This window comes from Streptomyces sp. NPDC048442, assembly GCF_040651475.1.
Taxonomy (GTDB): domain Bacteria; phylum Actinomycetota; class Actinomycetes; order Streptomycetales; family Streptomycetaceae; genus Streptomyces.
The window spans coordinates 265,867-291,112 of sequence record NZ_JBEZKB010000002.1 but is presented as its reverse complement, the minus strand read 5'-3'; the positions used below and the strand labels follow the sequence as shown (position 1 = coordinate 291,112).

Annotated in this window: 20 protein-coding genes; 12 read left to right on the top strand and 8 right to left on the bottom strand. The window is 71.6% G+C overall.

The window, feature by feature from the left end:
- The first annotated feature begins 13 nt into the window (after positions 1-13).
- Positions 14-691, top strand: coding sequence for a TrmH family RNA methyltransferase (locus tag AB0D18_RS05120; RefSeq protein ID WP_362413427.1), 678 nt, complete (start codon positions 14-16; stop codon positions 689-691).
- A gap of 271 nt (positions 692-962) precedes the next feature.
- Entirely contained in the window at positions 963-2,186 is a 1,224-nt protein-coding gene (locus tag AB0D18_RS05115; protein ID WP_362412971.1) for a BRO family protein, read from the top strand.
- Positions 2,187-2,256: 70 nt separating this feature from the next.
- On the opposite strand, the gene paaN is transcribed toward AB0D18_RS05115, so the two are convergent.
- Positions 2,257-3,960, bottom strand: coding sequence for a phenylacetic acid degradation protein PaaN (gene paaN, locus AB0D18_RS05110; protein WP_362412968.1), 1,704 nt, complete (start codon positions 3,958-3,960; stop codon positions 2,257-2,259).
- A gap of 137 nt (positions 3,961-4,097) precedes the next feature.
- On the opposite strand from paaN, the gene AB0D18_RS05105 reads away from it, so the two are divergent.
- Positions 4,098-5,624 carry a 3-hydroxyacyl-CoA dehydrogenase gene (locus AB0D18_RS05105; protein ID WP_362412965.1) on the top strand — a complete coding sequence of 509 codons (1,527 nt, stop codon included), beginning with the start codon at positions 4,098-4,100 and terminating at the stop codon, positions 5,622-5,624.
- A 113-nt stretch (positions 5,625-5,737) separates the two neighbouring features.
- The gene (locus AB0D18_RS05100) at positions 5,738-6,319 is read left to right on the top strand and encodes a TetR/AcrR family transcriptional regulator (protein ID WP_362412962.1); all 582 of its coding nucleotides are present in this window, start codon (positions 5,738-5,740) and stop codon (positions 6,317-6,319) included.
- A 67-nt stretch (positions 6,320-6,386) separates the two neighbouring features.
- Here AB0D18_RS05100 and AB0D18_RS05095 read toward each other — a convergent pair whose 3' ends face one another.
- Positions 6,387-6,965, bottom strand: a complete 579-nt coding sequence (locus AB0D18_RS05095; protein ID WP_362412959.1) for an Lrp/AsnC family transcriptional regulator — start codon at positions 6,963-6,965, stop codon at positions 6,387-6,389.
- Positions 6,966-7,141: 176 nt separating this feature from the next.
- Here AB0D18_RS05095 and pdhA point away from each other — a divergent pair, with 176 nt between their 5' ends.
- The 7 genes from pdhA to AB0D18_RS05060 all read left to right on the top strand — a co-directional run bounded on the left by pdhA (position 7,142) and on the right by AB0D18_RS05060 (position 15,412).
- The gene (gene pdhA / locus AB0D18_RS05090; protein WP_362412956.1) at positions 7,142-8,281 is read left to right on the top strand and encodes a pyruvate dehydrogenase (acetyl-transferring) E1 component subunit alpha; all 1,140 of its coding nucleotides are present in this window, start codon (positions 7,142-7,144) and stop codon (positions 8,279-8,281) included.
- Complete coding sequence (locus AB0D18_RS05085) at positions 8,278-9,309, top strand: alpha-ketoacid dehydrogenase subunit beta (RefSeq protein WP_362412953.1); 1,032 nt, start codon at positions 8,278-8,280, stop codon at positions 9,307-9,309. Before pdhA ends, AB0D18_RS05085 begins: the two co-directional genes overlap by 4 nt.
- 17 nt (positions 9,310-9,326) lie before the next feature.
- Complete coding sequence (locus tag AB0D18_RS05080; protein WP_362413425.1) at positions 9,327-10,745, top strand: dihydrolipoamide acetyltransferase family protein; 1,419 nt, start codon at positions 9,327-9,329, stop codon at positions 10,743-10,745.
- Between the two features lie 91 nt (positions 10,746-10,836).
- On the top strand, positions 10,837-11,718 hold the full coding sequence (locus tag AB0D18_RS05075) for an NTP transferase domain-containing protein (RefSeq protein WP_362412950.1): 882 nt from the start codon (positions 10,837-10,839) through the stop codon (positions 11,716-11,718).
- Positions 11,715-13,214, top strand: a complete 1,500-nt coding sequence (locus AB0D18_RS05070; RefSeq protein ID WP_362412947.1) for a molybdopterin molybdotransferase MoeA — start codon at positions 11,715-11,717, stop codon at positions 13,212-13,214. Before AB0D18_RS05075 ends, AB0D18_RS05070 begins: the two co-directional genes overlap by 4 nt.
- A 22-nt stretch (positions 13,215-13,236) precedes the next feature.
- Complete coding sequence (locus AB0D18_RS05065) at positions 13,237-14,343, top strand: potassium channel family protein (RefSeq protein WP_362412944.1); 1,107 nt, start codon at positions 13,237-13,239, stop codon at positions 14,341-14,343.
- Positions 14,344-14,431: 88 nt separating this feature from the next.
- Positions 14,432-15,412: an NAD(P)H-quinone oxidoreductase gene (locus AB0D18_RS05060; RefSeq protein WP_362412941.1), complete on the top strand. Its 981-nt coding sequence runs from the start codon at positions 14,432-14,434 to the stop codon at positions 15,410-15,412.
- 103 nt (positions 15,413-15,515) lie between these two features.
- Here AB0D18_RS05060 and AB0D18_RS05055 read toward each other — a convergent pair whose 3' ends face one another.
- From AB0D18_RS05055 to AB0D18_RS05030, 6 genes are all read right to left on the bottom strand, one after another.
- Positions 15,516-16,058, bottom strand: a complete 543-nt coding sequence (locus AB0D18_RS05055) for a bacterial proteasome activator family protein (protein WP_362412938.1) — start codon at positions 16,056-16,058, stop codon at positions 15,516-15,518.
- Positions 16,059-16,156: 98 nt separating this feature from the next.
- A complete protein-coding gene (locus AB0D18_RS05050; RefSeq protein WP_362412935.1) occupies positions 16,157-19,042 on the bottom strand; it encodes an ABC transporter permease in 2,886 nt (961 codons plus the stop codon).
- A complete protein-coding gene (locus AB0D18_RS05045; RefSeq protein ID WP_362412932.1) occupies positions 19,039-19,848 on the bottom strand; it encodes an ABC transporter ATP-binding protein in 810 nt (269 codons plus the stop codon). Before AB0D18_RS05045 ends, AB0D18_RS05050 begins: the two co-directional genes overlap by 4 nt.
- A gap of 146 nt (positions 19,849-19,994) precedes the next feature.
- A complete protein-coding gene (locus tag AB0D18_RS05040; RefSeq protein WP_362412929.1) occupies positions 19,995-20,684 on the bottom strand; it encodes a PadR family transcriptional regulator in 690 nt (229 codons plus the stop codon).
- A 72-nt stretch (positions 20,685-20,756) separates the two neighbouring features.
- Positions 20,757-21,227, bottom strand: a complete 471-nt coding sequence (locus AB0D18_RS05035) for a hypothetical protein (protein WP_362412926.1) — start codon at positions 21,225-21,227, stop codon at positions 20,757-20,759.
- Positions 21,228-21,526: 299 nt separating this feature from the next.
- Positions 21,527-23,158, bottom strand: coding sequence for a protein kinase (locus tag AB0D18_RS05030; RefSeq protein WP_362412923.1), 1,632 nt, complete (start codon positions 23,156-23,158; stop codon positions 21,527-21,529).
- Positions 23,159-23,556: 398 nt separating this feature from the next.
- Here AB0D18_RS05030 and AB0D18_RS05025 point away from each other — a divergent pair, with 398 nt between their 5' ends.
- Positions 23,557-25,239, top strand: coding sequence for a protein kinase (locus AB0D18_RS05025; protein ID WP_362412920.1), 1,683 nt, complete (start codon positions 23,557-23,559; stop codon positions 25,237-25,239).
- The last annotated feature ends 7 nt before the right edge of the window (positions 25,240-25,246 follow it).

Sequence of the window (25,246 nt, the reverse complement as noted above, 5' to 3'; positions counted from 1 at the left end):
GAATGAGTCCGGCCTGAGCGTGTCCGGTCCGAGTGAGCCCGGTCCGAGCGAGCCGGTTCAGTACGACGACGGCTTCGGCGACGCGATCGGCGTCGGCCCGCACCCCGAACCGTGGCCGGAGGGCGAGCGGTACGACCCGGAGCTGCTCGCGCACGGCGACCGGCGCAATGTCGTCGACCCGTACCGGTACTGGACGCGCGAGGCGATCGTCGCCGACCTGGACACCCGGAGGCACGACTTCCACGTGGCCGTGGAGAACTGGGGCCACGACTTCAACATCGGGTCGGTGGTGCGGACCGCGAACGCGTTCCTCGCGAAGGAGATCCACATCGTGGGGCGGCGGCGCTGGAACCGGCGCGGGGCCATGGTCACCGACCGCTACCAGCACGTCCGCCACCACCCCGACACCGAGTCGCTGACCGCGTGGGCGGCGGCCGAGGACCTCCCGATCATCGGCATCGACAATCTGCCGGGGGCGGTGCCGCTGGAGCGGACCGTGCTGCCGAAGCGGTGCGTGTTGCTGTTCGGGCAGGAGGGACCCGGTCTGACGGAAGAGGCGCGGGCGCACGCGTCGATGGTGTGCTCGATCGCCCAGTTCGGGTCGACGCGGTCGATCAACGCGGGGGCCGCGGCGGCGATCGCGATGCATGCGTGGGTGCAGCGGTACGCGGACGTGCCGGAGCCTTCGTAAAGGCCCTCGCAGGCTTGGGCGCGTGTAGGCGCCTGTGCGCCCGTAGGCCTGTGCCCTCGTAAGTGTGACTTTCGGACGAGTGTGTCGTTTACGTCTTCGAGCGGAGCGTCGATCCTGGTTGCGGCAGAAATGGTGAAGCCGCGCGCGTAGAGCTGGCCTGAGAGCTGACCTTGGACAAGGTCATGTGAACGTCTCTGTCACCGCCCGTAGCTGGTTCCTGCACTGAGGGGTGGTTCGCCGTATTCCTGCGAGCCCCTGGAGGGGCACAGCCATGTACACGGAACGAGCTCTGCTGGACGCGCGCGAGGTGCGCGCCACCCTGGCGCACCGGGCGGACGTCCTCGACGAGGTGAAGCGGCTGCCGCTGCTGCCCGACGGCACCCATGTCACCGCGACGCTGCTCGCCGAATACTTCGAGGTCGACGCGGTGGTGCTGCGGCGGGTGGTGCGCAAGCACGCCGGGGAGTTGGGGGGTTATGGGTACCGGCAGCTCCAGGGGGAGGAGTTGCGGGCGTTCGTCGCGGTGAATCTGCCGGAATCGAGGGTTCCGAGGAGGCACTTGGGCGTCTTCACCGTTCCGGCTGCTCTTGTGCTCGCGATGGTGCTGGAGCCGAGCGAGATCGCGAGAGCCGTCCGGGCAGAGCTGCTGGAGTCGGTGGGAGCGATCCGGGGCGAGGCGGACGAGCGTCCCGTGATGGTGCGAACCACGTTCCCCGCCACTGGAGATCCGGTCCGGGTGGTCCTGTTCGACGGCGAACCGTGGTTCGCGGCCGTGGACCTCTGCAGGGTCCTCGGCGTCGAGAACCCGAGCGACGTGCGCAAGATCCTGGATCCGGTGGACCTCCGGAAGGTCGCTGCCCTAGATACTATCTACGGTAGCGAGGAAACAGCAGGTCAGAGCGTGCGTCACCGCGACCTTCCACCGCTGAACCTGGTCAGCGAAGCCGGTCTCTACACCCTGATCCTGAAGTCCCGGAAGCCCGCCGCCCGCCCCTTCCAGCGCTGGATCGTCGCCGACCTCCTCCCCTCCATCCGCCGCGGCGACACCGGCCTCGACGCCCACCAGACCCGCATGGCCGAGACCCTCGCCGAAGCGATCGGGCACCGACTGCACGCCGTCGCGGACGTCGGGCACGCCCTCGACAAGGACTTCACCGTGATGTCCGAAGGGACGGTCCACTGTCGGCACGGCGAGATGGAGATCTGCGTTCCGGCGCCGGGAGAGGACAGTGGGCCTCCGTTCGGCCCGTACTACCGGTGTCAGGAGATCGAGCGGTACGGGATCAGGGGAAGCCGTACGGCCCGGCCGTGCGGGAGCGTCAAGTTCGTCGATGTCGTACGGCGGCTGAGCGAGCGGGACGCCGGCGAAGCCCAGGCGCCCGAGCCCCGGCTGCGTACCGTCGAGGCCCAAGCCCCCGACGCGGGGAGCATGTTCATGATGGTCGGCTCTCCCGAGCAGATCGCCGACGTCCTGCGGCGGGGGCTGCCGACGTAGTGCGGTGAATGCCGTGGCCCCCGTTGGGGGGCGCGGGCCACGGCATCCGTCTTGAGTCCGTACGCCGCCGTCAGGCCTGGCGGCGTACCTCCACCGTCCGGAAACGGTTCGACACGAACGCGCCGTCGCACAGTGCGGCGTTCGCGGCCGGGTTGCCGCCGGAGCCGTGGAAGTCGGAGAACGCGGCGGTCTGGTTGACGTACACCCCGCCCGTCAGATTGAGGGAGAGCTGCGCGGACTCCTCCCAGCAGACCTCCTCGACGGCGCGCTCCACCTCCGCGGAGGTCGTGTACGCACCGACCGTCATGGCGCCCTTGTCGCGCACCGTACGGCGCAGGAGCTTCAGGGCGTCGGTCGTGGAGTCGACGGCGACGGCGAAGGACACCGGGCCGAAGCACTCCGACAGGTACGCCGCCTCCGCGTCCGGCTTCGCGCCGTCCAGCTTGACGATGACGGGCGTGCGGACGGTCGCGCCGGGGAAGTCCGGGTTGCTGATCTCCCTTGAGGGGAGGGCGACTTCGCCAAGTCCGGCCGCCGCCTCCAGGCGGGACTTCACGTCCGGGTTGACCAGCGCGCCGAGCAGCGCGTTCGCACGGGCGTCGTCGCCGAGCAGGCCGCCGACCGACTTCGCGAGGTCGCCGACCACCTCGTCGTACGACTTGGGGCCCGCATCGGTGCTGATGCCCTCGCGCGGGATCAGGAGGTTCTGCGGGGTGGTGCACATCTGGCCGCTGTAGAGGGAGAGCGAGAAGGCCAGGTTGGAGAGCATGCCCTTGTAGTCGTCGGTGGAGTCGACGACGACCGTGTTGACACCGGCCTTCTCCGTGTAGACCTGCGCCTGGCGGGCGTTGGCCTCCAGCCAGTCGCCGAACTCGCTGGACCCCGTGTAGTCGATGATCTTGATTTCGGGGCGGGTGGCGAGGGTCTTGGCGATGCCCTCGCCGGGCCGCTCGGCGGCGAGCGCCACCAGGTTGGGGTCGAAGCCCGTCTCGGAGAGGACCTCGCGGGCGACCTTCACCGTCAGGGCGAGCGGCAGCACCGCGCGCGGGTGCGGCTTCACCAGGACCGGGTTGCCGGTGGCCAGGGAGGCGAACAGGCCCGGGTAGCCGTTCCAGGTGGGGAAGGTGTTGCAGCCGATGAGCAGCGAGATGCCGCGCGGGACGGCGGTGAAGGCCTTCGACAGGTTGAGCGGGTCGCGCTTGCCCTGCGGCTTCGACCAGTCGGCCGTGGCCGGCACGCGGGTCTGCTCGGCGTAGGCGTACGTCACCGCTTCCAGGCCGCGGTCCTGGGCGTGCGGGCCGCCCGCCTGGAGCGCCATCATGAACGCCTGGCCGCTGGTGTGCATCACGGCGTGCGCGAACTCGTGCGTACGGGCGCTGATCCGGGCCAGGATCTCCAGACAGACCACGGCACGCGTCTCGGGGCCCGCGTCCCGCCACGCACCCATGCCCGCGCGCATCGCGGGCAGCAGCACGTCGACGTCGACATGCGGGTACGAGACGCCCAGCTCCGGGCCGTACGGGGAGACTTCGCCGCCCTCGGAGGCGGCGCCGCCCACCCAGCCGTCCGTGCCGGGCTGCTCGCCCAGGTCGAAGCGGGTGTTCTTCAGCGCCTCGAACGCCGCGAGGCCGTCGGCCGCCGCGCTCTCGCCGTACGCCTTCGGGTGCTCGGGGTGCGGGGACCAGTAGGCGCGCGTGCGGATCGCGTCGAGGGCCTGGTCGAGTGTGGGCCGGTGGGTCTCGGTCAGCTGCGTCAGCTTCTGGGGCGACTGCATTTCGCGGACCAACTCCTCGTCGAGCTGGGCTCGGACTGGGCTCGGGTGGACGGACACGGCTAGAGTAACCGAACGATCGGTCGGGACAAGGGGGCCGACGTAAAGCTGTGGATAACTCGTCCGGGAGGATTGGCCGCATGACAGCAATCGAGCGCGCCCGCACCGTCGCCGTCGTCGGCGCCGGGACCATGGGCCAGGGCATCGCCCAGGTCGCCCTCCTCGCCGGGCACCCCGTCCACCTCTTTGATGCGGACGCCGGCCGCACCACCGCCGCGGACGCTTCCGTACGCGCGCGGGTGGAGCGGCTGGTGGAGAAGGGGCGCCTCGACCGGGCCGAAGCCGACGCGGCGCTCCGGCGGCTGCACCCCGTCTACGACCTGCGCGACCTCTCCGGCGCCGCACTGGTCGTCGAGGCGATCGTGGAACAACTTCCGGTGAAGCAGCAGCTGTTCCGGTCTCTTGAGGAGCTCGTCGCCGCGGACTGTCTGCTCGCCACGAACACCTCCTCGCTGTCCGTCACCGCTGTCGCGGGCGGTCTGGAGCGTCCCGGCCGCGTCGTCGGCATGCACTTCTTCAATCCGGCGCCGCTGCTTCCGCTCGTGGAGATCGTCAGCGGGTTCGCCACGGACGACGCCGTCGCCACGCGCGCGTACGACACGGCGCTCGCCTGGGGGAAGAGCCCGGTGCGCTGCGCCGACTCCCCCGGCTTCCTGGTCAACCGGATCGCCCGCCCCTTCTACGCCGAGGCCTTCGCGGTGTACGAGGAGCGCGCCGCCGACCCGGCCACCATCGACGCCGTGCTGCGCGAGTCCGGCGGGTTTCGGATGGGCCCCTTCGAGCTCACCGACCTGATCGGCCAGGACGTCAACGAGGCCGTCTCCCGGTCGGTCTGGGAGGCGTTCTACCAGAGCCCCAAGTTCGTACCGTCGCTGCCGCAGCGGCGGCTGGTGGAGTCGGGGCGGCACGGCAGGAAGTCCGGTCACGGCTGGTTCTCGTACGAGGAAGGCGTGGCGAAGCCCGAGCCGCACACCGCGGCCCCCGAGGGGGCCCCCGCGCACGTCACCGTCACCGGTGACTTCGGGCCGGCCGCCGAGGTGCTCACGATGCTCCAGGAGGCGGACGGCATCGAGGTGAAGCAGCTGACCTCCGGCGGCCCCTACATCGGCCTGCCGGGCGGCGGCCAGCTCGCCCCCGTCGACGGGCACACCTCCGTCGAGTACAGCGACGTCGTCTACTTCGACCTCGCCCTCGACTACCGGGCCGCCACCCGCATCGCCCTCGCCGCCTCCGCCGACGTCACCGAGCGCACCCTCAAAGAGGCGGTCGGGCTCTTCCAGGCGCTCGGCAAGGACGTCAGCATCATCGGCGACGTGCCCGGCATGATCGTCGGCCGTACGGTCGCCATGCTCGTCGACCTGGCGCTGGACGCCGTCGCCAAGGGCGTCGCCTCCGCCGAGGACATCGACACCGCGATGCGCCTGGGCGTCAACTACCCGCGCGGACCGCTGGAATGGGGCCGCGACCTCACCGGCGACTGGTCTTTCGACCTGCTCACCGCGATGCACGCACGCTGCCCGACCGGGCGCTACGCCCCGTCCCTGGCGCACTACCGGCAGGGGTACGCCGAAGAGGCGCCCGCGTCCGCAGAGGAGACCACGGGATGACCACCGCAGACCGTACGAGCGCAGACCGTACGAGCGCAGATCGTCTGAGCGGTGATCGCAGGAGCAGTGATCGCACGAGCGGTGATCGCACGAGCGGTGATCGCGTCGGCACAGTGAAGAGGGACACGTACACGCCCGAAACGCTCCTCGCCGTCGCCGTGCGCGTCTTCAACGAGCGTGGCTACGACGGCACCTCCATGGAGCACCTCTCCAAGGCCGCCGGGATCTCCAAGTCGTCGATATACCACCACGTCTCCGGCAAGGAGGAACTGCTGCGGCGTGCGGTCAGCCGGGCGCTGGACGGGCTGTTCGCCGCCCTGGAGGAGCCGCAGGCGGTTCGCGGGCGGGCGATCGAGCGCGTCGAGCACGTCACCCGGCGCACCGTCGAGGTGCTGATGGCGGAGCTGCCGTACGTGACGCTGCTGCTGCGGGTACGCGGCAACACGCAGACCGAGCGGTGGGCGCTGGAGCGGCGCCGCGAGTTCGACCAGCGGGTCGCCGACCTGCTGAAGGCCGCCGCGGCCGACGGGGACCTGCGCGCGGACGTGGACATCCGGCTGGCGACCCGGCTGCTCTTCGGGATGATCAACTCGCTGGTGGAGTGGTACCGGCCGCACCCCGACGGGGCCGCGGAGCAGGAGCAGCTCGCGGACACCGTCGTACGGCTCGCCTTCGACGGGCTGCGGGCGGGTTGACCGGCCGGGCTATGGGCGGGCTATGGGCAGGCTGACCTGCGGGTTTCCGTCCGCGGTGCTGGTCGGGTCAGTCCCGTGGCGGCCGTTGCGGCTCCAGGTCGGTCTCCTCGAAGACCAGCAGCGTGCGGGTGCTCAGTACCTCCGGTATGGCCTGGATCTTCGTCAGGACGAGCTCGCGGAGCGTTCTGTTGTCCGGGGTGTGCACCAGCAGCAGTACGTCGAAATCGCCGCTGACCAGGGCGATGTGCGCGGCCCCCGGGAGCGCTTGCAGCTCCTCGCGGACCGTGCGCCACGAGTTCTGGACGATCTTGAGGGTGATGTAGGCGGAGGCGCCCTGACCTGCCCGTTCGTGGTCGATGCGGGCGCTGAAGCCACGGATCACGCCGTCGTCGATGAGGCGGTTGATCCGGGCGTAGGCGTTGGCGCGCGAGACGTGGACGCGCTCGGCGACCGACCGTATCGAGGCGCGGCCGTCGGCCTGGAGCATGCGCAGGATGTCCTTGTCGATGGAGTCCAGCGGCCTGGGCGGGGGCGGCGGGCTGTGGACAACTTCGGGCTCGCCGCGAAAACCGTCACCCGATCCGGGGACACCCGCTCCCGGTCCGGCCATTTGTTCAGCTGCCATGTGCCCCCGCCTCCCCTCCATGGACGTCCTGTTCCCATCCCAGGCCGTGCAGAACCGTTTGTCCACAGGGTGATGCCGCCTGTAGCCAAACTGCATCCACGACCGAACAATCGGTAGGTGAGGCGCACCACATTCCGACCAGGGGTGCCGGCGCCCTCGTGACCGTTCCGCACCGCTCCCACGAGGAGGTGTTCGTCGTGACGATTCAAGAGATGCCGGGCAGCACGGCCTACCGGCCCAGCCCTCCCCCGGCCTGGAAGCCCCGCACCGACCCCGCCCCGCTGCTCCCGGACTCCGAGCCGTACCGGGTGCTCGGCACCGGGGCCGCCGCCGGGATCGACCCCGCCCTGATGCGCCGGCTGTACGCGGAGCTGGTGCGCGGCAGGAGGTACAACGCGCAGGCCACGGCGCTCACCCGGCAGGGCCGCCTCGCCGTGTACCCGTCCAGCACCGGACAGGAGGCCTGCGAGGTCGCCGCCGCGCTGGTGCTGCGCGAGCAGGACTGGCTGTTCCCGTCCTACCGCGACACCCTCGCGGCCGTGGCGCGCGGCCTGGACCCCGTGCAGGCGCTGACGCTGCTGCGCGGCGACTGGCACACCGGCTACGACCCCCGCGAGACCCGCACGGCCCCGCTGTGCACCCCCCTCGCCACCCAGCTGCCGCACGCGGTGGGTCTCGCCCACGCGGCCCGCCTCAAGGGCGACGACGTGGTGGCGCTCGCCATGGTCGGCGACGGCGGCACCAGCGAGGGCGACTTCCACGAGGCGCTGAACTTCGCCGCCGTCTGGCAGGCCCCGGTCGTCTTCCTCGTGCAGAACAACGGCTTCGCGATCTCCGTGCCGCTCGCCAAGCAGACCGCCGCCCCTTCCCTGGCCCACAAGGCCGTCGGGTACGGAATGCCGGGCCGCCTGGTCGACGGCAACGACGCGGCCGCGATGCACGAGGTGCTGACCGACGCTGTGGAGCGCGCCCGGCGCGGCGGCGGCCCCACCCTGGTCGAGGCCGTGACGTACCGCATGGAAGCCCATACGAACGCCGACGACGCCACCCGCTACCGCGGTGACGCCGAGGTCGAGGCCTGGCGCGACCACGATCCGATCGCACTCCTGGAGCGCGAGCTGACGGAGCGCGGGATGCTCGACGAGGACGGCATACGGGAGGCCAGGGAGGCTGCCGAGACGATGGCCGCGGACCTCCGCGCCCGGATGAACGCGGACCCGGTGCTCGACCCGATGGACCTCTTCACCCACGTGTACGCGGAGCGGACCGCTCAGCTCCGCGAGCAGGAGGGCCAGCTGCGGGCCGAGTTGGAAGCAGAAGCGGAGGCCGGGCGATGAACAGCACGGTGGCGGGCCCGGTGGCGGGGAAGAAACCCGCCGCGAAGCCCGCGAGCATGGCGCAGGCCCTTCAGCGGGCGCTGCGCGACGCGATGGCCGAGGACCCGACGGTGCACGTCATGGGCGAGGACGTCGGCGCACTCGGCGGGGTCTTCCGGATCACCGACGGGCTGACCAAGGAGTTCGGCGAGGACCGCTGTACGGACACCCCGCTCGCCGAGGCGGGGATACTCGGGGCGGCCGTCGGCATGGCGATGTACGGGCTGCGACCGGTCGTCGAGATGCAGTTCGATGCGTTCGCCTATCCGGCGTTCGAGCAGCTCGCCAGCCATGTCGCCAAGATGCGCAACCGCACCCGCGGCGCCCTCCCCATGCCGCTGACCATCCGCATTCCGTACGGCGGCGGGATCGGCGGCGTCGAGCACCACAGCGACTCCTCCGAGGCGTACTACATGGCGACCCCGGGGCTGCACGTCGTCACCCCGGCGACCGTCGAGGACGCGTACGGACTGCTCCGCGAGGCCATCGCCTCCGACGACCCGGTCGTCTTCCTGGAGCCCAAGCGGCTGTACTGGTCCAAGGCCGACTGGTCGCCGGACGCCCCGGCCGCCGTGGAGCCGATAGGCCGGGCGGTCGTCCGCCGCCCCGGGCGCAGCGCCACGCTGATCACGTACGGGCCCTCCCTGCCGGTGTGCATGGAGGCCGCGGAGGCGGCCACGGCGGAGGGCTGGGACCTGGAGGTCGTCGATCTGCGGTCCCTGGTCCCGTTCGACGACGAGACGGTGGCCGCCTCGGTGCGGCGCACCGGGCGCGCGGTCGTCGTCCACGAGTCCGCCGGCTTCGGCGGGCCCGGCGGCGAGATAGCCGCCCGCGTCACGGAGCGCTGCTTCCACCACCTGGAGGCGCCGGTGCTGCGGGTCGCCGGTCTGGACATTCCGTATCCGCCGCCGATGCTGGAACGCCACCACCTGCCGGGTGTGGACCGGGTGCTGGACGCGGTCGCGCGGCTCCAGTGGGAGGAGTCCTGATGCCACAGGTTTCTGGAATGGCGAGCCTGGAGTTCAAGCTCCCCGACCTCGGTGAGGGGCTGACCGAGGCGGAGATCGTGCGCTGGCTGGTGGAGGTGGGCGACGTCGTCGCCGTCGACCAGCCGGTCGTGGAGGTCGAGACGGCCAAGGCGATGGTCGAGGTGCCGTGCCCGTACGGAGGCGTGGTCACGGCCCGCTTCGGCGAGGAGGGCACGGAACTGCCGGTCGGATCCCCGCTGTTGACGGTGGCGGTCGGCGCGGCGGCGTCAGAGGGTGGCAGCCCGGGGCCTGCCGAGCACGGTGCCGCTGCCGGCGAGGGTCGCGCTGTCGGCGAGGGTCGTGCTGCCGGTAACGGTCGCGCTGCCGGTGACGGTGATTCCGGGTCGGGGAACGTGCTGGTCGGATACGGCACCACCGCTCCGGCGGCACGCCGCCGCCGGGTGCGTCCCGGGGCGCGGAGCACCAACGGTGTGGTGCGGGACACGCGGGCCACGTCGGCCGCCCCAGCGGCTCCCGCCGTCCCAGCGGCTCCCGCCACCCCGGCGGTACCCCCGGCCGGGCCCGTGCCGGTGATCTCTCCTCTCGTACGCAGGCTGGCGCGCGAGAACGGCGTCGATCTGCGGCAGCTGGACGGGTCGGGACCCGAGGGGCTCATCCTCCGTACCGACGTGGAGCGGGCGATCCGGCCGCCGGAGGCCGCCCACGCCCCTGCCCCGGTTCCCGCGCGAGCCGCCTCCGCCGCGACTGCCGAGCGCCTCCCCCTCAAGGGCGTGCGCGGCGCTGTCGCCGACAAGCTGTCCCGCAGCCGCCGCGAGATACCGGACGCGACCTGCTGGGTGGACGCCGACGCGACGGAGCTGATGGCGGCCCGTGCGGCGATGAACAGCGTGGGCAGCGGCCCCAAGGTGTCGGTCCTGGCACTGCTCGCCCGGATCTGCGCGGCGGCCCTCGCCCGCTTCCCGGAGCTCAACTCCACCGTGGACACCGAGGCCCGGGAGATCGTCCGCCTGCCCGAGGTGCACCTCGGGTTCGCCGCCCAGACCGAACGCGGTCTCGTCGTCCCGGTCGTCCGCGACGCCCACACCCGCAACGTGGAGTCGCTGGGCGAGGAGCTCGTACGGCTGACCGAGGCGGCCAGGACGGGCCGGCTCACCCCGGCCCAGCTCACCGGCGGCACCTTCACGCTGAACAACTACGGAGTGTTCGGCGTCGACGGCTCCACGCCGATCATCAACCACCCGGAGGCCGCGATGCTCGGTGTCGGCCGCATCGTGCCCAAGCCCTGGGTGCACGAAGGGGAGTTGGCGGTGCGCCAGGTCGTTCAGCTGTCGCTGACCTTCGACCACCGGGTCTGCGACGGCGCCGCCGCAGGGGGCTTCCTGCGGTACGTCGCCGACTGCGTGGAGCACCCGGCGCTGCTGCTGCGCACGTTCTGAGGCGCCGGGCGCGGCGCTGGGCGCGGTTCCGGCGCTCCGGGCGGCTCCCCTCGCCTCCGGCCGCGACGAAGGCCCATACATACTCGGGGGCATGAGTGCCCATGCGTATGACGCCGTCGTGCTGGCCGGCGGGGCCGGGCGACGGCTCGGCGGGGTGGACAAGGCCGCCGTGCGGGTCGGCGGACGGCCCCTGCTCGACCGTGTGCTGACGGCCTGTGGCGGGGCCGGGGCCACCGTGGTCGTCGGGGGCCGCCGCGCCACCGCACGGCCGGTGGCCTGGACGCGCGAGGAGCCGCCGGGTGGCGGGCCGCTCGCCGCGCTCGCCGCCGGGGTGCGGGAGACCCGGACGGCGCTCGTCGTCGTGCTCTCCGTCGACCTGCCGTTCATCGACCGGGTGACGGTGGACACGCTCGTCGCCACGCTGGAATCGGATCCGCACGCGGAAGCCGCGCTGCTCGTCGACGCGGGCGGACGCGACCAGCCCCTGGTCGCCGTCTACCGTGCGGAGCCGCTGCGCCGCGAACTGGCCCTGCTGGACGCCGAGTACGGGTCCCCGGCCGGGCTCCCGCTGCGGCTGCTCACCGCCGGACTCGCCCTCGCCCGCGTGACCACGGCCGCTCCCCTCGCCTCCTTCGACTGCGACACCTGGGAAAACATCGCCGCAGCCCGTGCCCGCATCAGGGAGCATGGGCACGTGCTGGATGAATGGATCACCGCAGTCAAGGACGAACTCGGCCTCGACCTCGCCGTCGACACCCCCCTCCTCCTCGACCTCGCGCGCGACGCCGCGCACGGCGTCGCCCGACCCGCCGCCCCTCTGACGACGTTCCTGGTCGGGTACGCCGCCGGGCGGGCCGGAGGCGAGGCCCCCGAAGCCGTCGCCGAAGCCGTCCGCAAGGCCACCGCCCTCGCGGCCCGATGGGCGGCGGAAACCTCCGACAAGACCTCCGGAGACGGGGGCGGCACCGCATGAGCGACACCGACCACGAGATCGACGGAGTCGACCAGGCCCTCGCTCTGGTCAGCCGCGAGCAGCCCCACGACCGCCCCCGCGAGTCCCGCGAGCAGCCCCGCGAACCACGCGGGCAGTCCCGTGACCACCTTCGCGACCAGCCCGCCGTTCCCGCACCGGCAGCCGAAACCCCCGCCGCCGGAGCCCAGGACCCCGCAGACCACGGACTCGGCGCCCGCACCACCCCGGCCGCCCCCGCGCACCACGCCGCCGCTGCCTGGGCCGAAGCCCGTGCCACCGCCGCCCGCGCCGGGCGCACCGCTCCGGCGCGCCCCCGCCGCGTACCCCTCGGCCAGGCGCTCGGGCAGGTCCTCGCCGAGCCCCTCGAAGCGCTCACCGACCTGCCGTCCTTCGACACCTCCGCCATGGACGGCTGGGCCGTCGCGGGCCCCGGCCCCTGGTCCTTCCCCGAGGGCACGGGCATCCTCGCGGGCCGCGCCGCCCCCGACCCGCTGACCGACGGCGAAGCGGTGCGCATCGCCACCGGCGCCCGCATCCCCGCCGAGGCGACCGCCGTCATCCGCAGCGAGCACGCCCGCGCCGACGAGGTCAAGCTGCGGCTGTACGCCCAGCGTGAGGTGATCCCCGGTCAGGACATCCGCCCGCGGGGCCAGGAGTGCCGCACCGGCGACCACCTGCTGCCCGCCGGATCCGTGGTGACCCCGGCCGTCCTCGGTCTCGCCGCTGCCGCCGGTTACGACGCACTGCTGACGGTCCCCAGGCCCACGGTCGAAGTACTGATCCTGGGCGACGAGTTGCTGGCCGGGGGGCTGCCCCACGACGGCATGGTCCGCGACGCGCTCGGCCCGCTCCTCGCGCCCTGGCTGCGCGCACTGGGCGCCGAGGTCCTGGACACCCGGTGCCTGGGTGACGACCCGGAGGCACTGCGCAAGGCGGTGCTCGGCTCCGAGGCCGACGTCGTCATCACCACCGGCGGCACTGCCGCAGGACCCGTCGACCACGTCCGGCCGTTCCTCGCGAAGGCGGCCGCGAAGGCCGCCGCGAGCGGTGCTGAGAGCGGTGCCGAGAGTGGAGCCGAGATCCTCGTCGACGGTGTGGACGTGCGCCCCGGCCACCCCATGCTGCTGGCCCGCCTCGCCCCCGACACTCATCTGGTGGGGCTGCCCGGCAACCCCCTCGCCGCCGTGTCCGGACTGCTGACGCTGGCCGAACCCCTGCTGCGGGCACTCGCCCACCGGCCGGCCCCCGAGCCGTACCGTGCGCCGGTCCGCGACGAGATCCCCGGCCACCCCGTCTCGACCCGGCTCGTGCCCGTCACCCACCGCACCAGCCCCACCGGCGCGGACCATGCCGTACCGCTGCACTACAACGGCCCGGCGATGCTGCGCGGGATCGCCGCCGCCGACGGGCTGGCCGTCGTACCGCCCGGTGGTGCGCGGGCCGGCGACGAGCTGGAAATCCTCGACCTGCCCTGGGCCGAAGGGTGTTTCACGTGAAACAACCGGCCCGCACGGAAGGATGTTTCACGTGAAACTGCCCGGCCATGACGCGATGGCGCGAGACGCGGACGAGCATCTGACGACCGCCCCGGTGAAGCTGCCCAAGCGCGTCGTCGACCGCCCGCTGCGGCAGGTCGCCAAGCGGCTGATGATGGCGCTGGCGGTGCTCGCGGTGACCGTCCTCATCGTGTGGATCGACCGCTCCGGCTACCACGACAACTCCGACGGCGGCGTAGATCTCCTCGACGCCGTCTACTACTCGACCGTCACCCTCTCCACCACGGGGTACGGCGACATCGTCCCGTACAGCGACGGCGCGCGGCTCACCAATGTGCTGCTCGTGACGCCGCTGCGGGTTCTTTTCCTGATCATCCTGGTCGGCACCACTCTCGAAGTCCTCACCGAGCGGACCCGCGAAGAGTTCCGGCTGAATCGCTGGAGGTCCCAGTTGCGAGACCACACTGTCGTCATCGGGTACGGGACGAAGGGCAGGTCCGCGATGCAGACCCTCATCGCCACCGGCCTGCGGAAGGACCAGATCGTCGTCGTGGACCCGAGCGTCAAGGTCATCGAGACCTGCAACGCGGAGGGGCTGACCGGTGTGGTGGGCGACGCGACGCGCAGCGACGTACTGCTGCGGGCCGAACTCCAGCGGGCCCGCCAGATCGTGATCGCCACCCAGCGCGACGACACCGCGGTGTTGGTCACCCTCACCGCGCGCCAGCTCAACCGGGGCGCGAAGATCGTCGCCGCGGTCCGCGAGGAGGAGAACGCGCCGCTGCTGCGCCAGTCCGGCGCGGACGCGGTCATCACCAGTGCGAGCGCGGCGGGCCGTCTGCTCGGCCTCTCGGTGCTCAGCCCGAGCGCGGGCACCGTGATGGAGGACCTGATCCAGCAGGGTTCGGGCCTGGACCTGATCGAGCGCCCGGTCATAAAGAGCGAGGTCGGCAAGAACGTCAGGGAAACCGAGGACCTGGTGGTGAGCGTGCTGCGCGGGCACCGGCTGCTCGGTTACGACGACCCGAAGGCCAGCCCGCTCCAGCTCACCGACCGGCTCATCACGATCGTACGGGCGTCGCAGGGCTCGGAAGGGTCCCACAGCGTACGCGTCACCTCGGCCGAGTAGGGCGGAAAACGGGCCCCCGTGACCCTTCGGAAGATTCTTCGCAAGGCCCTTCGGACTGAGCACAGGCACCCGGGGTAGCCTCGCCGCCATGCATGCGATCACGATCCCTGAACCCGGTGGCCCCGACGCCCTCGTCTGGGCGGAGGTCCCCGACCCTGTCCCGAACGAGGGCGAGGTCCTCGTCGAGGTCGCCGCGAGCGCCGTCAACCGGGCCGACCTGCTCCAGCGGCAGGGTTTCTACGACCCGCCGCCCGGTGCGTCCCGCTACCCCGGCCTGGAGTGCTCCGGCCGGATCGTGGCGCTGGGCGCCGGGGTGCACGGCTGGGCGGTCGGCGACGAGGTGTGCGCGCTGCTCGCCGGCGGCGGGTACGCACAGAAGGTCGCCGTTCCCGCCGGGCAGCTGCTGCCGGTGCCGGACGGCCTGGACCTGGTGACGGCAGCCGCGCTGCCCGAGGTGGCGGCGACGGTCTGGTCCAACGTCTTCATGATCGCCCACCTGCGTCCGGGCGAGACCCTGCTGGTGCACGGCGGTGCGAGCGGCATCGGCACCATGGCGATCCAGCTGGCCAAGGCGGTCGGCGCGCGCGTCGCCGTCACGGCGGGCGGCCCGGAGAAGCTGGCGCGCTGCGCCGAGCTGGGTGCGGACATCCTCATCGACTACCGCGAGCAGGACTTCGTACAGGAGCTGCGCAAGGCCACCGACGGCAAGGGCGCGGACGTCATCCTCGACATCATCGGCGCGAAGTACCTCGACCAGAACGTGAAGGCGCTCGCCACCAGCGGCCGTCTCGCGATCATCGGTCTGCAGGGCGGTGTGAAGGGCGAGGTCAACCTCAACACCCTGCTGCGCAAGCGGGCCGCGATCACCGCGACGTCGCTGCGCAGCCGCCCGCTGGGCGAGAAGGCGGCGATCGTGGCGGCGGTGCGCGAGCACGTGTGGCCGATGATCGCGGCCGGGCGGGTGCGTCCGGTGGTCGACCGGGTCCTCCCGATGGAGCAGGCGTCCGAGGGGCACAAGGCGCTGGACGAGGGCGGTCACATCGGCAAGATCCTGCTCACCGTGAGCTGAGCGGCGGCACACGACGAGGGGCCCGGTTCCGTGCGGAACCGGGCCCCTCGTCGGATGGGTGACCTACAGGCCGTGTGGGTGACCTACAGGCCGAACCGGGGACCTACAGGTACGGGCCGCCCGTGCGGGCCGCGTGGCCGTGGCTGTCGTCCTCGTCGTCCTCGTGCGAGACGCCCGGCGGAAGTGCCCGGCGCATTTGCTCCAACTGTGCGCGTGCCGCCATCTGCTGGGCGAACAGCGCGGTCTGGATGCCGTGGAAGAGCCCTTCGAGCCAGCCCACCAACTGGGCCTGCGCGATGCGCAGTTCCGCCTCGGAGGGGATGGCCTCCTCGGTGAACGGCAGCGACAGGCGCTCCAGTTCCTCGACGAGCTCGGGGGCGAGCCCGTCCTCCAGCTCCTTCACCGAGCTGGCGTGAATGTTCTTGAGCCGCACCCGGCTCGCCTCGTCCAGGGGAGCCGCGCGGACTTCCTCCAGGAGCTGCTTGATCATGCTGCCGATCCGCATGACCTTCGCGGGCTGTTCCACCATGTCTGTCACTGGCACCTCGCGCGACTCGTCGTCACCGCCGCCGAGCGCCATTCCGTCCTGCCCGACGACCAGGACCTGGGGGCTCTCCTGCGACCGTTCACTCCTCGGCATCTCCATGCCGCCATTCTCTCGTACACCTGCATCACAAGTGGGTGTGCCCCCGTACAAAGATGATCCACCTTCGTACGGGGGCACAGCTTGTACGGCGTGCCGCGTCAGGCCTCCGCGCGCCGGGCGAGTGCGCCCCGGGAGCGGGTGACCAGGGCGGCGAGCAGCGCCGCGCCGACGGGGACGGCGATCAGGAGCGCGCCCAAGGTCTCCCACGGGACGACGATGGGGATCTCGGTCGTGCCCGCGCCGCCCGACCAGCCCTGGTCGATGTTGCTCTGGAGGTTGGCCGCGTCGGCCCGCCGCTGGTTGAGCAGCAGTCCGATCGCAGGCAGGACGCCCGCCGCCGAGCCGAGGACCACGCCCATCAGGGCCACCGTCCCGCACTGGAACCCGCTGAGGGCGCGGCGCACCCGGGGCGGGGCGCCGACCGCGGTGAGGGTCTTCAGGTCGGGTTCGGCGTCGGCCTGGGCGAGGCCGGTGGCGATGCCGGCCGCGCCGATGGTGATCAGCCCGGCGAACACCGTGAGGGCGAGCAGCACGATGCCGGTGCGGCCGGTGTACCCGGACTCGATGTACGGCATCGTGGTGATGCCGATCTTGTCGAAGGACCCGTTCAGGGCCTGTGTCTGTTCGGTGCTGGGCAGGGCGGACGTCGAGAAGAACAGTCCGTAGGGCACCGTGGTGAACCCGGCCGCCTTGGCCGTGGCCGGCGGCATCAGGAGCTGGAGGCCGTACGTCTTGACGCTCGCGGGGGCCGGGTGGACCTGCAGGTAGGTGATCTTTCCGGGTGCCTCCTTGCCGGCCATCACCGCCTCGTCGGCCTTCTTGTGGTCGGTGATGACCTTGATGCCGACCTTGTCGCTGTTCTTCTCCCTGTGGGCGCGCTCGAACGAGACGGCCTTGCCCTGCTTGAGGGCGTTCACGACGCCCGGGTCGGTGATGCCGAGGACCTTCAGGATCTTCTCGTCACCGATGGCCACCCCGTTGGAGCCGTAGGCGTTGCCGCCGAACTCCCGGGTGCAGCGCCAGTCCTTGGCCAGCTTGCGGCGTTCCTCGACGGAGAAGCGCTCGGTCGGGTCGCTGCCCTGGATGCCGCCCTCGTGGAGCGGGCAGCGGTTGGCCTTCGGTACGTAGACCTCGTACTTGCCGCACTTGGCGTCGTCGCTGTACTCGGTGCAGTTCTTGTTCCCGATGACGATGCGCTGGACGTCGGCGAGGACGTCGAGCGGCACGTTCGCCTGGATCGCGGAGCGCATGGCGGTCACATCGCGGCCGCCCGCCTCGTCGGTGGTGGCGGACCCCACGCCGTACGGGAGCGTCTCCTGGTACTCGGCGCGCTGCTTGGCCTCGCTGCTGGCGGTGTACGTGGCGACCGCGACGGTGCCCGCGACGGCGGCCAGCACCGCGGCGACGGCGGGTGCCGTACGCCCCCGGTTGCGTACGGCGTCGCGCAGGGCGAGCCGGGGCGAGAGCGGCAGCCAGCCGCCGATCCGTCCGAACAGGCCGACCAGGACCGGGGTCAGGGCGACCACACCCAGTTCGGCGAGGGCGCTGCCGCCGCCGACGAGGAGGAAGCTGTCGCTGGCCACGGCCCCGTACAGGGCGATGGTCGCGCCGAGTGCGACGGCGATCAGGCCGACGATCGGCAGGACCCGGTTGGCCTTGCGGACGCCGCGCCGCCCGGTGAGGGAGGCCAGGACGGGCTGCCGGGAGGCGGTGACGGCGGGCACGATCGCCGCCATCAGGCCGGTGAACACGGCGAGCAGCGCGATACCGAGGAGTTCCAGCGGACGCAGGTCGAAGTCGCCGAACCTCTTCCCGAGGTAGCCCTCCAGGACGGGCTGGAGTGCCAGGGTGAGGGCGATGCCGAGCACGGTGCCGATGACGGCGGCGGCGACGCCGATGACCAGGCCGCCGGACAGGACGATGGCTCGGATGTGGCGGCGGTCGCCGCCGTTGGCGCCGACCAGGCCGAGCTGGCGGCGCGAGCGGCGGGCGCCCACCGCGAAGGCGGGGCCGGCCAGCAGGCAGATCTCCAGGAGGGCGAGACCGACGACGGTGGCCGCCGCCGCGAGGGCGTCGCCCGATCCGCCGGAGGTGTCACGCGGCCCGCTCTGCTTGAAGTAGGGCACTTCGGAGTCGGCGGGCGGGTTCAGGGCGACCGCACGGGAGAGCACCGTGATGCCCTTGGTGTTGGCCTCCTTGACCATGTTCCACGTGAAACCTTCGCCGCTGCTGCCGGGGCCCACGAGGTACTTCGTGTCGCCTCCGGTGGGCGACAGGCCCTGGGTGGCGAGGGACTTGTTCAGCGGCGCGAGGAAGGTGCCGGGCAGTGCGTTGATCTGGTCGAGCGACAGGTCGTCGGGCAGCTCGTAGGCGCCGACGATCGTGAACTCGGTGTCCAGGGAACGGGGCTTGACCTTGTCGCCGATGGACAGGCCGCCCGCTTCCAGGAAGTGGTGGGTCGCCGCGATCTCGCCGGCCTTCTCGGGGAAGCGGCCCTCACCGAGGGCCAGCAGGCCCTTCGCCAGCGGGTCGGTTGCCGCCAGCTCGCGCACCTCGGCCTGGAGCAGCCCGTGCTCGGTACGGATCGGGGTGGTGCCCTTGGTGTCGGTGAGGAACTTGGCCCCGGCGGGAACGGCCTTCGCGAGGTCCACCTTCCCTTCGGGGGCGGGCTTGTTCTGATAGGCCTCCCAGCCGCCGACGGGCTCGTAGTTGTCGGAGCCCAGGGTTCCGTTGTGCGGGTTCTGCACGATGGCGGTCCCGCCCATCCCGCTGTCGTCCAGCAGGGCGTCGGCTGCGCCGAGCCGGCGGTCCATCCGGTCGGCGACGCCCAGTTCGGCGCTGCGCAGCGTCACGTCGACGGCGCTCACCCCGAGGATGGGCAGGGCGATCATGGAGAGGACCAGGATGCTGCGGCCCTTGGAGTGCCAGGCGTCACGGCGGGCGATGCGGATCGCCGCGAGCCAGGAGTGGTACCAGCCGCTCACTTGGCGCCCGCCTGCCCGGTCGTACCGGTGTTCCCGGCTCCGGTGGCGACGGTGAGGAGGGAGTCGGCCTCGGTGCGTATCGTCTCGTCGACCACGGAGCCGTCGCGCAGGAAGACCACGCGGTCCGCCCAGGCCGCGAAGCGCGGCTCGTGGGTGACGAGGATGCCGGCCGCGCCCGCGTCGCAGCGTGCGCGGAGCAGGGCGAGCACGGACTCGCCGGTCTCGGAGTCGAGGGCGCCGGTCGGCTCGTCCGCGAGGACCAGACGGCGGTCGCCGACCAGGGCGCGGGCGATGGCGACGCGCTGCTGCTGGCCGCCGGACATCTCGTCGGGGAACCGGTCGGCGAGGTGCCCGAGACCGATCTCCTCCAGGGCGGCGAGTGCGGAGACGCGGGCCTTGCGGGCGGACGTCCCGTCGAGCTCGCGCGGCAGCGACACGTTCTCGGCGGCGGTCAGCGCCGGGATGAGGTTGTAGTCCTGGAAGACGTAGCCGATGCTGCGGCGCCGCAGGGCGGCGAGTGCCTTGCGGCCGACCTGTGTGATGTCGGTGCCCTCGACGACGACCCGCCCGGAGGTGGGGTTGTCGAGGCCGCCCGCAATGGTGAGCAGGGTGGACTTGCCGGACCCGGAGGGGCCCATGACAGCGACGAGTTCACCGGGGAAGACGGAGAGATTCACGCTGCGCAGGGCGTGCACCTCGGTGGCGCCACTGCCGTGCACCCGGGTCAGCTGCTCCAGCTGCAGCACGGGCCGCTGGGACTGTTGTTGCTGGTGGGACTGGTGAGGCAGATGGGACTGGTCGGACATGGGTGTGGGTTCCCCCTGTGAAGGCCGCGGGGCGCCGGGCGCCGGGCGGGAAGGTGCGGGAAGGGAAGGTGCGGGAAGGCCGGGAAGATCAGGAAGGCCGGAAGATCAGGAAGATCGGGTGGCTCGGGAAGGTGCGGTGGGCGCGGTCAGTGCCGTCCCGCACGGCGCCGTGGCACCGGGGCGGCCGAGGCCTCCCGAGCACCCGAAGCCGCCGGAGCACCGATGGTCGGTGCGTCGGCCGGTGGTGGAGTGGCTCCCCGCGCGGCCGAGGCGGAGAGCCGGACGAGCCGGGACTCGGAGTGGTCGAGCCAGCGTGCCTCGGCCTCGGTCTGAAAGATCAGCTGTTCCAGCACGAGCAGCCAGGCCATGTCGTCGCGGCCCTCGGCGCTGCCCTGGAAGTCGCCCTGACTGCTGCTGGACTCCACGGCGATCAGAGCCCGCGCCTTGAGCCGGGTGTAGTCCTGCATGGCCTTCAGGGTGGCGTGCCGCTGGGACTGGATGACGGCCCGGATGTCGACGCCGGGCGCGCCGACGGCCATGGCGAGCTTGATGGCGAGTTCGTCGCGGGGCGGGCTGGTGCGGTCGACGGGCCGCTCGAACCACTGGTGCAGTTCGTCGCGTCCGGCGTCGGTGATCGCGTACAGCGGGTGCCCCGCGTCGTCGTCGCCGTCCGGGGCGACCATGCCGTCGCGCTCCAGGCGGTTGAGCGTCGTGTAGACCTGCCCGACGTTCAGCGGCCAGGTGGCGCCGGTCCTGGACTCGAATTCGGTACGCAGCTGGGAGCCGTACCGGGGGCCCTGCTCAAGGAGGGCGAGGAGCCCGTGACGGATCGACATACTGAGTATGTATACCGAGTATGGGCGTGCTGGCAAGTCTTACCCGTGGCCTGCTTGCGGTCCGCCGGCGCTCTAACGGCGGCGCAGTCGCATCGCAAGGAACCCGAGCCCGAGCCCCACCAGGGCGATTCCGGTTCCCAGTGGCAGGGCTCTGATCTGGAGCATGTCGGGGCGCGGGTAGGCCTGCTGCAGGGATGTGGGAGGGGGTGTTCCGCGTTCCGGTTCGGGGGTACGGGGTGGGGTGGCCGGCGGTCGGCGGGTGGGCGGCGCCACCGGTACGTACGCCGCGACCGGCCCCAGAGCTTCCGGTTCCGGCGTCCGCCCGGGGCGGGTCCGCCCGACCCCGGCCCGCCGTCCGGCGAGACGCTCGTCGGGGCGGTCCGTGGTCACGGGGGAGCCCGAGGGGGCCGGGGAGTTCGAGAGGGCCGGGGAGTCCGAGGGGGTCGGCGTGGGTGGCGCTGCGTACGACGGGGACGGGGAGCACAGCCCCAGTGAGACCGTCACCGCGAGGGCGGCGACCTGTGCGCGGAGCCTTGGAGCCATGGGCGACCGCCTCCCGTCCGGTAGCGCCGAGCCATCGGACTCAGCGTCACATACGGTAATAAAACGGGCACGCGGGTCGAGCCATACGGACGCGGCCCGCAAGCAGTCCGGACGCCGGTGGGCCGCGTCGGGGCAGGGAAACGGCCCGGCAGGGCTGGGAGACGGCCCGGCAGAGCTGGGAAACGGCCCGGACAGGGCAGGGAAATGGCCCGGACAAGGCAAGGAAGCGGCCCGGCACCCGAAATGGGTGCCGGGCCGGGCCCGGGGCGATCGCCCCCGTCGCGTACTGCTGCTGCCTGCTACTTGGCCGGATTGCCCGTCGAAACCGTCAGCTCGATGGTCGTCTTCTCCGGGTCCATCGGCGAGCCCCCGCGCGGGTACTGGTCGATGACCGTCTCCTGGCCCCACTGGTTCTCGTCGGTCGACTTCTCCGTGAACTTCCAGCCCGCCGCCTGGAGACACTCCTTGACGGAGCGGACGTTCTTGAAGACGAAGTCGGGCGTATTGACCTTGGTCGGGTCGAGCTCGTTCTCGTCCGGGCTGGTGCACTTCGTCGACTCGATGGTCTTCGCCCGGTCGGGCCCCTTGAAGCCCTCCTGCTGCCCGGTCGTCTGCCCGTCGGCCTCCGTGTCCTTGGGCTTGTCCTTCGGTACGAGGGCGTAGACGACGCCGCCGATCGCGATCAGCGCGACCACGATCGCCCCGATGACCAGCGGAAGGCTGTTCTTCTTGGCGGGCGGAGTGGACGTCTGCACCGTCTGCGGCGCCGGTGCGGCGTGCGGTGCGTAGGGGGACGGCGGGGGCGTCGAGTAGCCCGTCTGGTGCGGATACCCGTAGGCCGGCTGCGGTGCGGGTGCCGGGGTGGGCATCGGCGTCGCCGGGCCGTACGGGCTCGGGCCGGGGGTCGGCGGCTGGTACGGCATCTGCACGCCGCTCGCCGGGACCGCGTAACCGCTCTGGTCGACGGGTGGGAAGACCGCCGAGCCGACGCCCGAGCCGCTGTTCTGGGTGGGCCCGCTGCCGGGAATGATCATCGGCGCGGCGCCCGGCTGGACCGTGGTGAGCACGCGCGTGCACTCGTCGGCCATCGCCGCCGCGCTGGGGAAGCGCTCGTTCGGGTTCTTCTTCAGGGCGCGGGCGACGAGCGCGTCGACGGCCGGCGGGATCGTCCGGTTGATGGACGACGGGGCGACCGGCTCCTCCTGGACCTGGGCGTACGCCAGGGCCAGCGGCGAATCGGCCTCGAACGGAAGCCGCCCGGTGAGCAGCTGGAACAGCATGATGCCGACCGAGTAGAGGTCGGAGCGGGCGTCCACGCCGCGCCCCAGGGCCTGCTCGGGCGAGAGGTACTGCGGGGTGCCGACGACCATTCCGGTCTGGGTCATCGAGGTGACGCCGGACTGCATGGCGCGGGCGATGCCGAAGTCCATGACCTTGACGACGCCGCGCTTGGTCATCATCACGTTGCCTGGCTTGATGTCGCGGTGCACCAGGCCCATCTCGTGGCTGGTCTCCAGCGCCGCGAGCACGTCGGACGTGATCTTCAGGGCCTTGTCGGCGGGCATCGCACCGTGCTGCTGGACGTCGGCGGCCAGGACCGAGCCGAGCGGCTGGCCCTCGACGTACTCCATGACGATGTACGGCATCTGCATGCCGCCGAGCTCGTCCTCGCCGGTGTCGAAGACGGAGACGATGTTGGTGTGCGAGAGCTTGGCCACGGCCTGTGCCTCGCGCCGGAAGCGCTCGCGGAAGGCTGCCTCGCGGCCCATCTCCGCATGCAGTGTCTTGATTGCGACCTGGCGGTCCAGCGCGGAGTCGTACGCCAGGTAGACGGACGCCATGCCGCCTTCGCCGAGCAGGTCGCGGAGCTGGTACCGACCACCTGCCACCGAGCCGCCCGCATACCGGCCCTGAGTGCCGTCCTGGCTCATGACTGTGCTTCCCCCTTGGCGCGGTGGTTCCGCGTCAGTCCGCAGTGCTTGTTTCTCCGGGTCCCGCCGTGTGCTTCTCCGGGCCCTGCCGGGACAATCGCTCGATCATCCCTCATTACCGGCCAAGTCTGCCCGAGGGCACCGACACGTCAAGCGAGGTGCCCGATCCGTGACCGTACGCGCAAGGAAGAGTCTCGGAAGCGTTACCGGCGGGGTGTCCGCGGGGCCGTGAGGGGTGGGTAATTTGCACGGGTACAGGCGCAACGGTTTTGATGGCAGGTCCATCTCGTAGCAGGGCTCCCTCGTACGAGGCTGTAGCGTGACGTGGCGGAGAACCCTGTGAACCCCCGCGACGCGATACATGCGCCGGCGCGGACAGATGATGACGGCGAGGACTGATGGCACCCGAATCCGAGGACACCGGCGGCGGAGTGTCTGACCTGCCGGAATCGTTCGGTATGGGCGGACTTGTCGGTGACGGTCGCTACCGGCTGACGCACCGCCTCGGCCGCGGCGGCATGGCCGAGGTCTTCGCCGCGGAGGACGTACGGCTCGGTCGTACGGTCGCGGTGAAGCTGCTCCGGTCCGACCTCGCCGAGGACCCGGTCTCCAAGGCCCGCTTCACGCGTGAGGCGCAGTCGGTCGCCGGCCTCAACCACCATGCCGTCGTCGCCGTGTACGACTCGGGCGAGGACCGCATCGGCGGCAACCTCGTTCCGTACATCGTGATGGAGCTCGTCGAGGGCAACACCATCCGTGACCTGCTGCTCAACGCCGAGGCCCCGGGCCCGGAGCAGGCGCTGATCATTGTCTCCGGCGTGCTGGAGGCCCTCGCGTACAGCCACCAGCACGGCATCGTGCACCGCGACATCAAGCCCGCGAACGTGATCATCACGCACGGCGGCGCGGTCAAGGTGATGGACTTCGGCATCGCGCGCGCCCTGCACGGCGTGCAGTCGACGATGACGCAGACCGGCATGGTCATGGGCACGCCGCAGTACCTCTCCCCGGAGCAGGCGCTCGGCAAGGCCGTCGACCACCGCTCCGACCTGTACGCGACCGGCTGCCTGCTCTACGAACTGCTCGCGCTGCGGCCCCCCTTCATGGGTGAGACGCCGCTGTCGGTGGTCTACCAGCACGTCCAGGACATTCCGGTGCCGCCGTCCGAAATGTCGGACGTGGCCCCGCCGGAGCTCGACGGCCTCGCCATGCGTGCCCTCGCGAAGGACCCGGACGACCGGTTCCAGAGCGCGGAGGAGATGCGCGGGCTGGTCCAGTACGGGCTCCAGATGCTCCAGCAGCAGGGCAGCCACACCGGCACCTGGAACACCGGCCCCGTCGAGATGCACGAGAGCGGCTACACGCCCGCGCACGGCAGCGCCGCGACGACCGCGATGGGGCACCCGCAGCACGGGGAGACCTCGCAGTTCCGGCAGGGCGGCGCGATGCTGCCGCCGAGGAACCCGCACGACGGGTCGTACGACGACGGGTACGACCAGGACCGCCGTCCGAGCCGCGCCAAGATGTGGATCTTCGCGGTCCTGGCGATCCTCGCGATCGCGGGCGGTGTGGCGTACGCGGTGAACGCGATGGACAAGGACACGCAGAAGCCGAAGGACCCGCCGAAGAGCGTCGTCAGCACCCCCAACAACACCCCGTCCGACAAGTCGTCCCCCACCGAGGACGACAACACCTCCGACGGCGACAGCGACTCCAGTTCCAACTCGTCGACGAGCGGCGGCAGCACGGGCGGCTACCCGCCTCCGAACAGCCCATCGAAGACTGCGACGAAGCCGCCGACCAAGACTCCGCCGAAGTCGCCGACCAGCGATCCGACGAAGAACCCGGACGTCGAGGGCAACGTCAACCAGGGCACGAACAATGGCAACGCCAACACGGGCACGAGCGACGGCAACGCCAACGAGGGCACGGCGGACGGCAACGCCAACGCGGGCACCCCGGGCGGCAACGCCAACGAGGGCGCGGTGGACGGCAACGCCAACGCGGGCACCCCGAGCGGTGGCAACGCGGGCGAGGTCGAAGGCAACGCCAGCGCGGGCACCCCGGGCACCACGCCGTAGCCGCGCG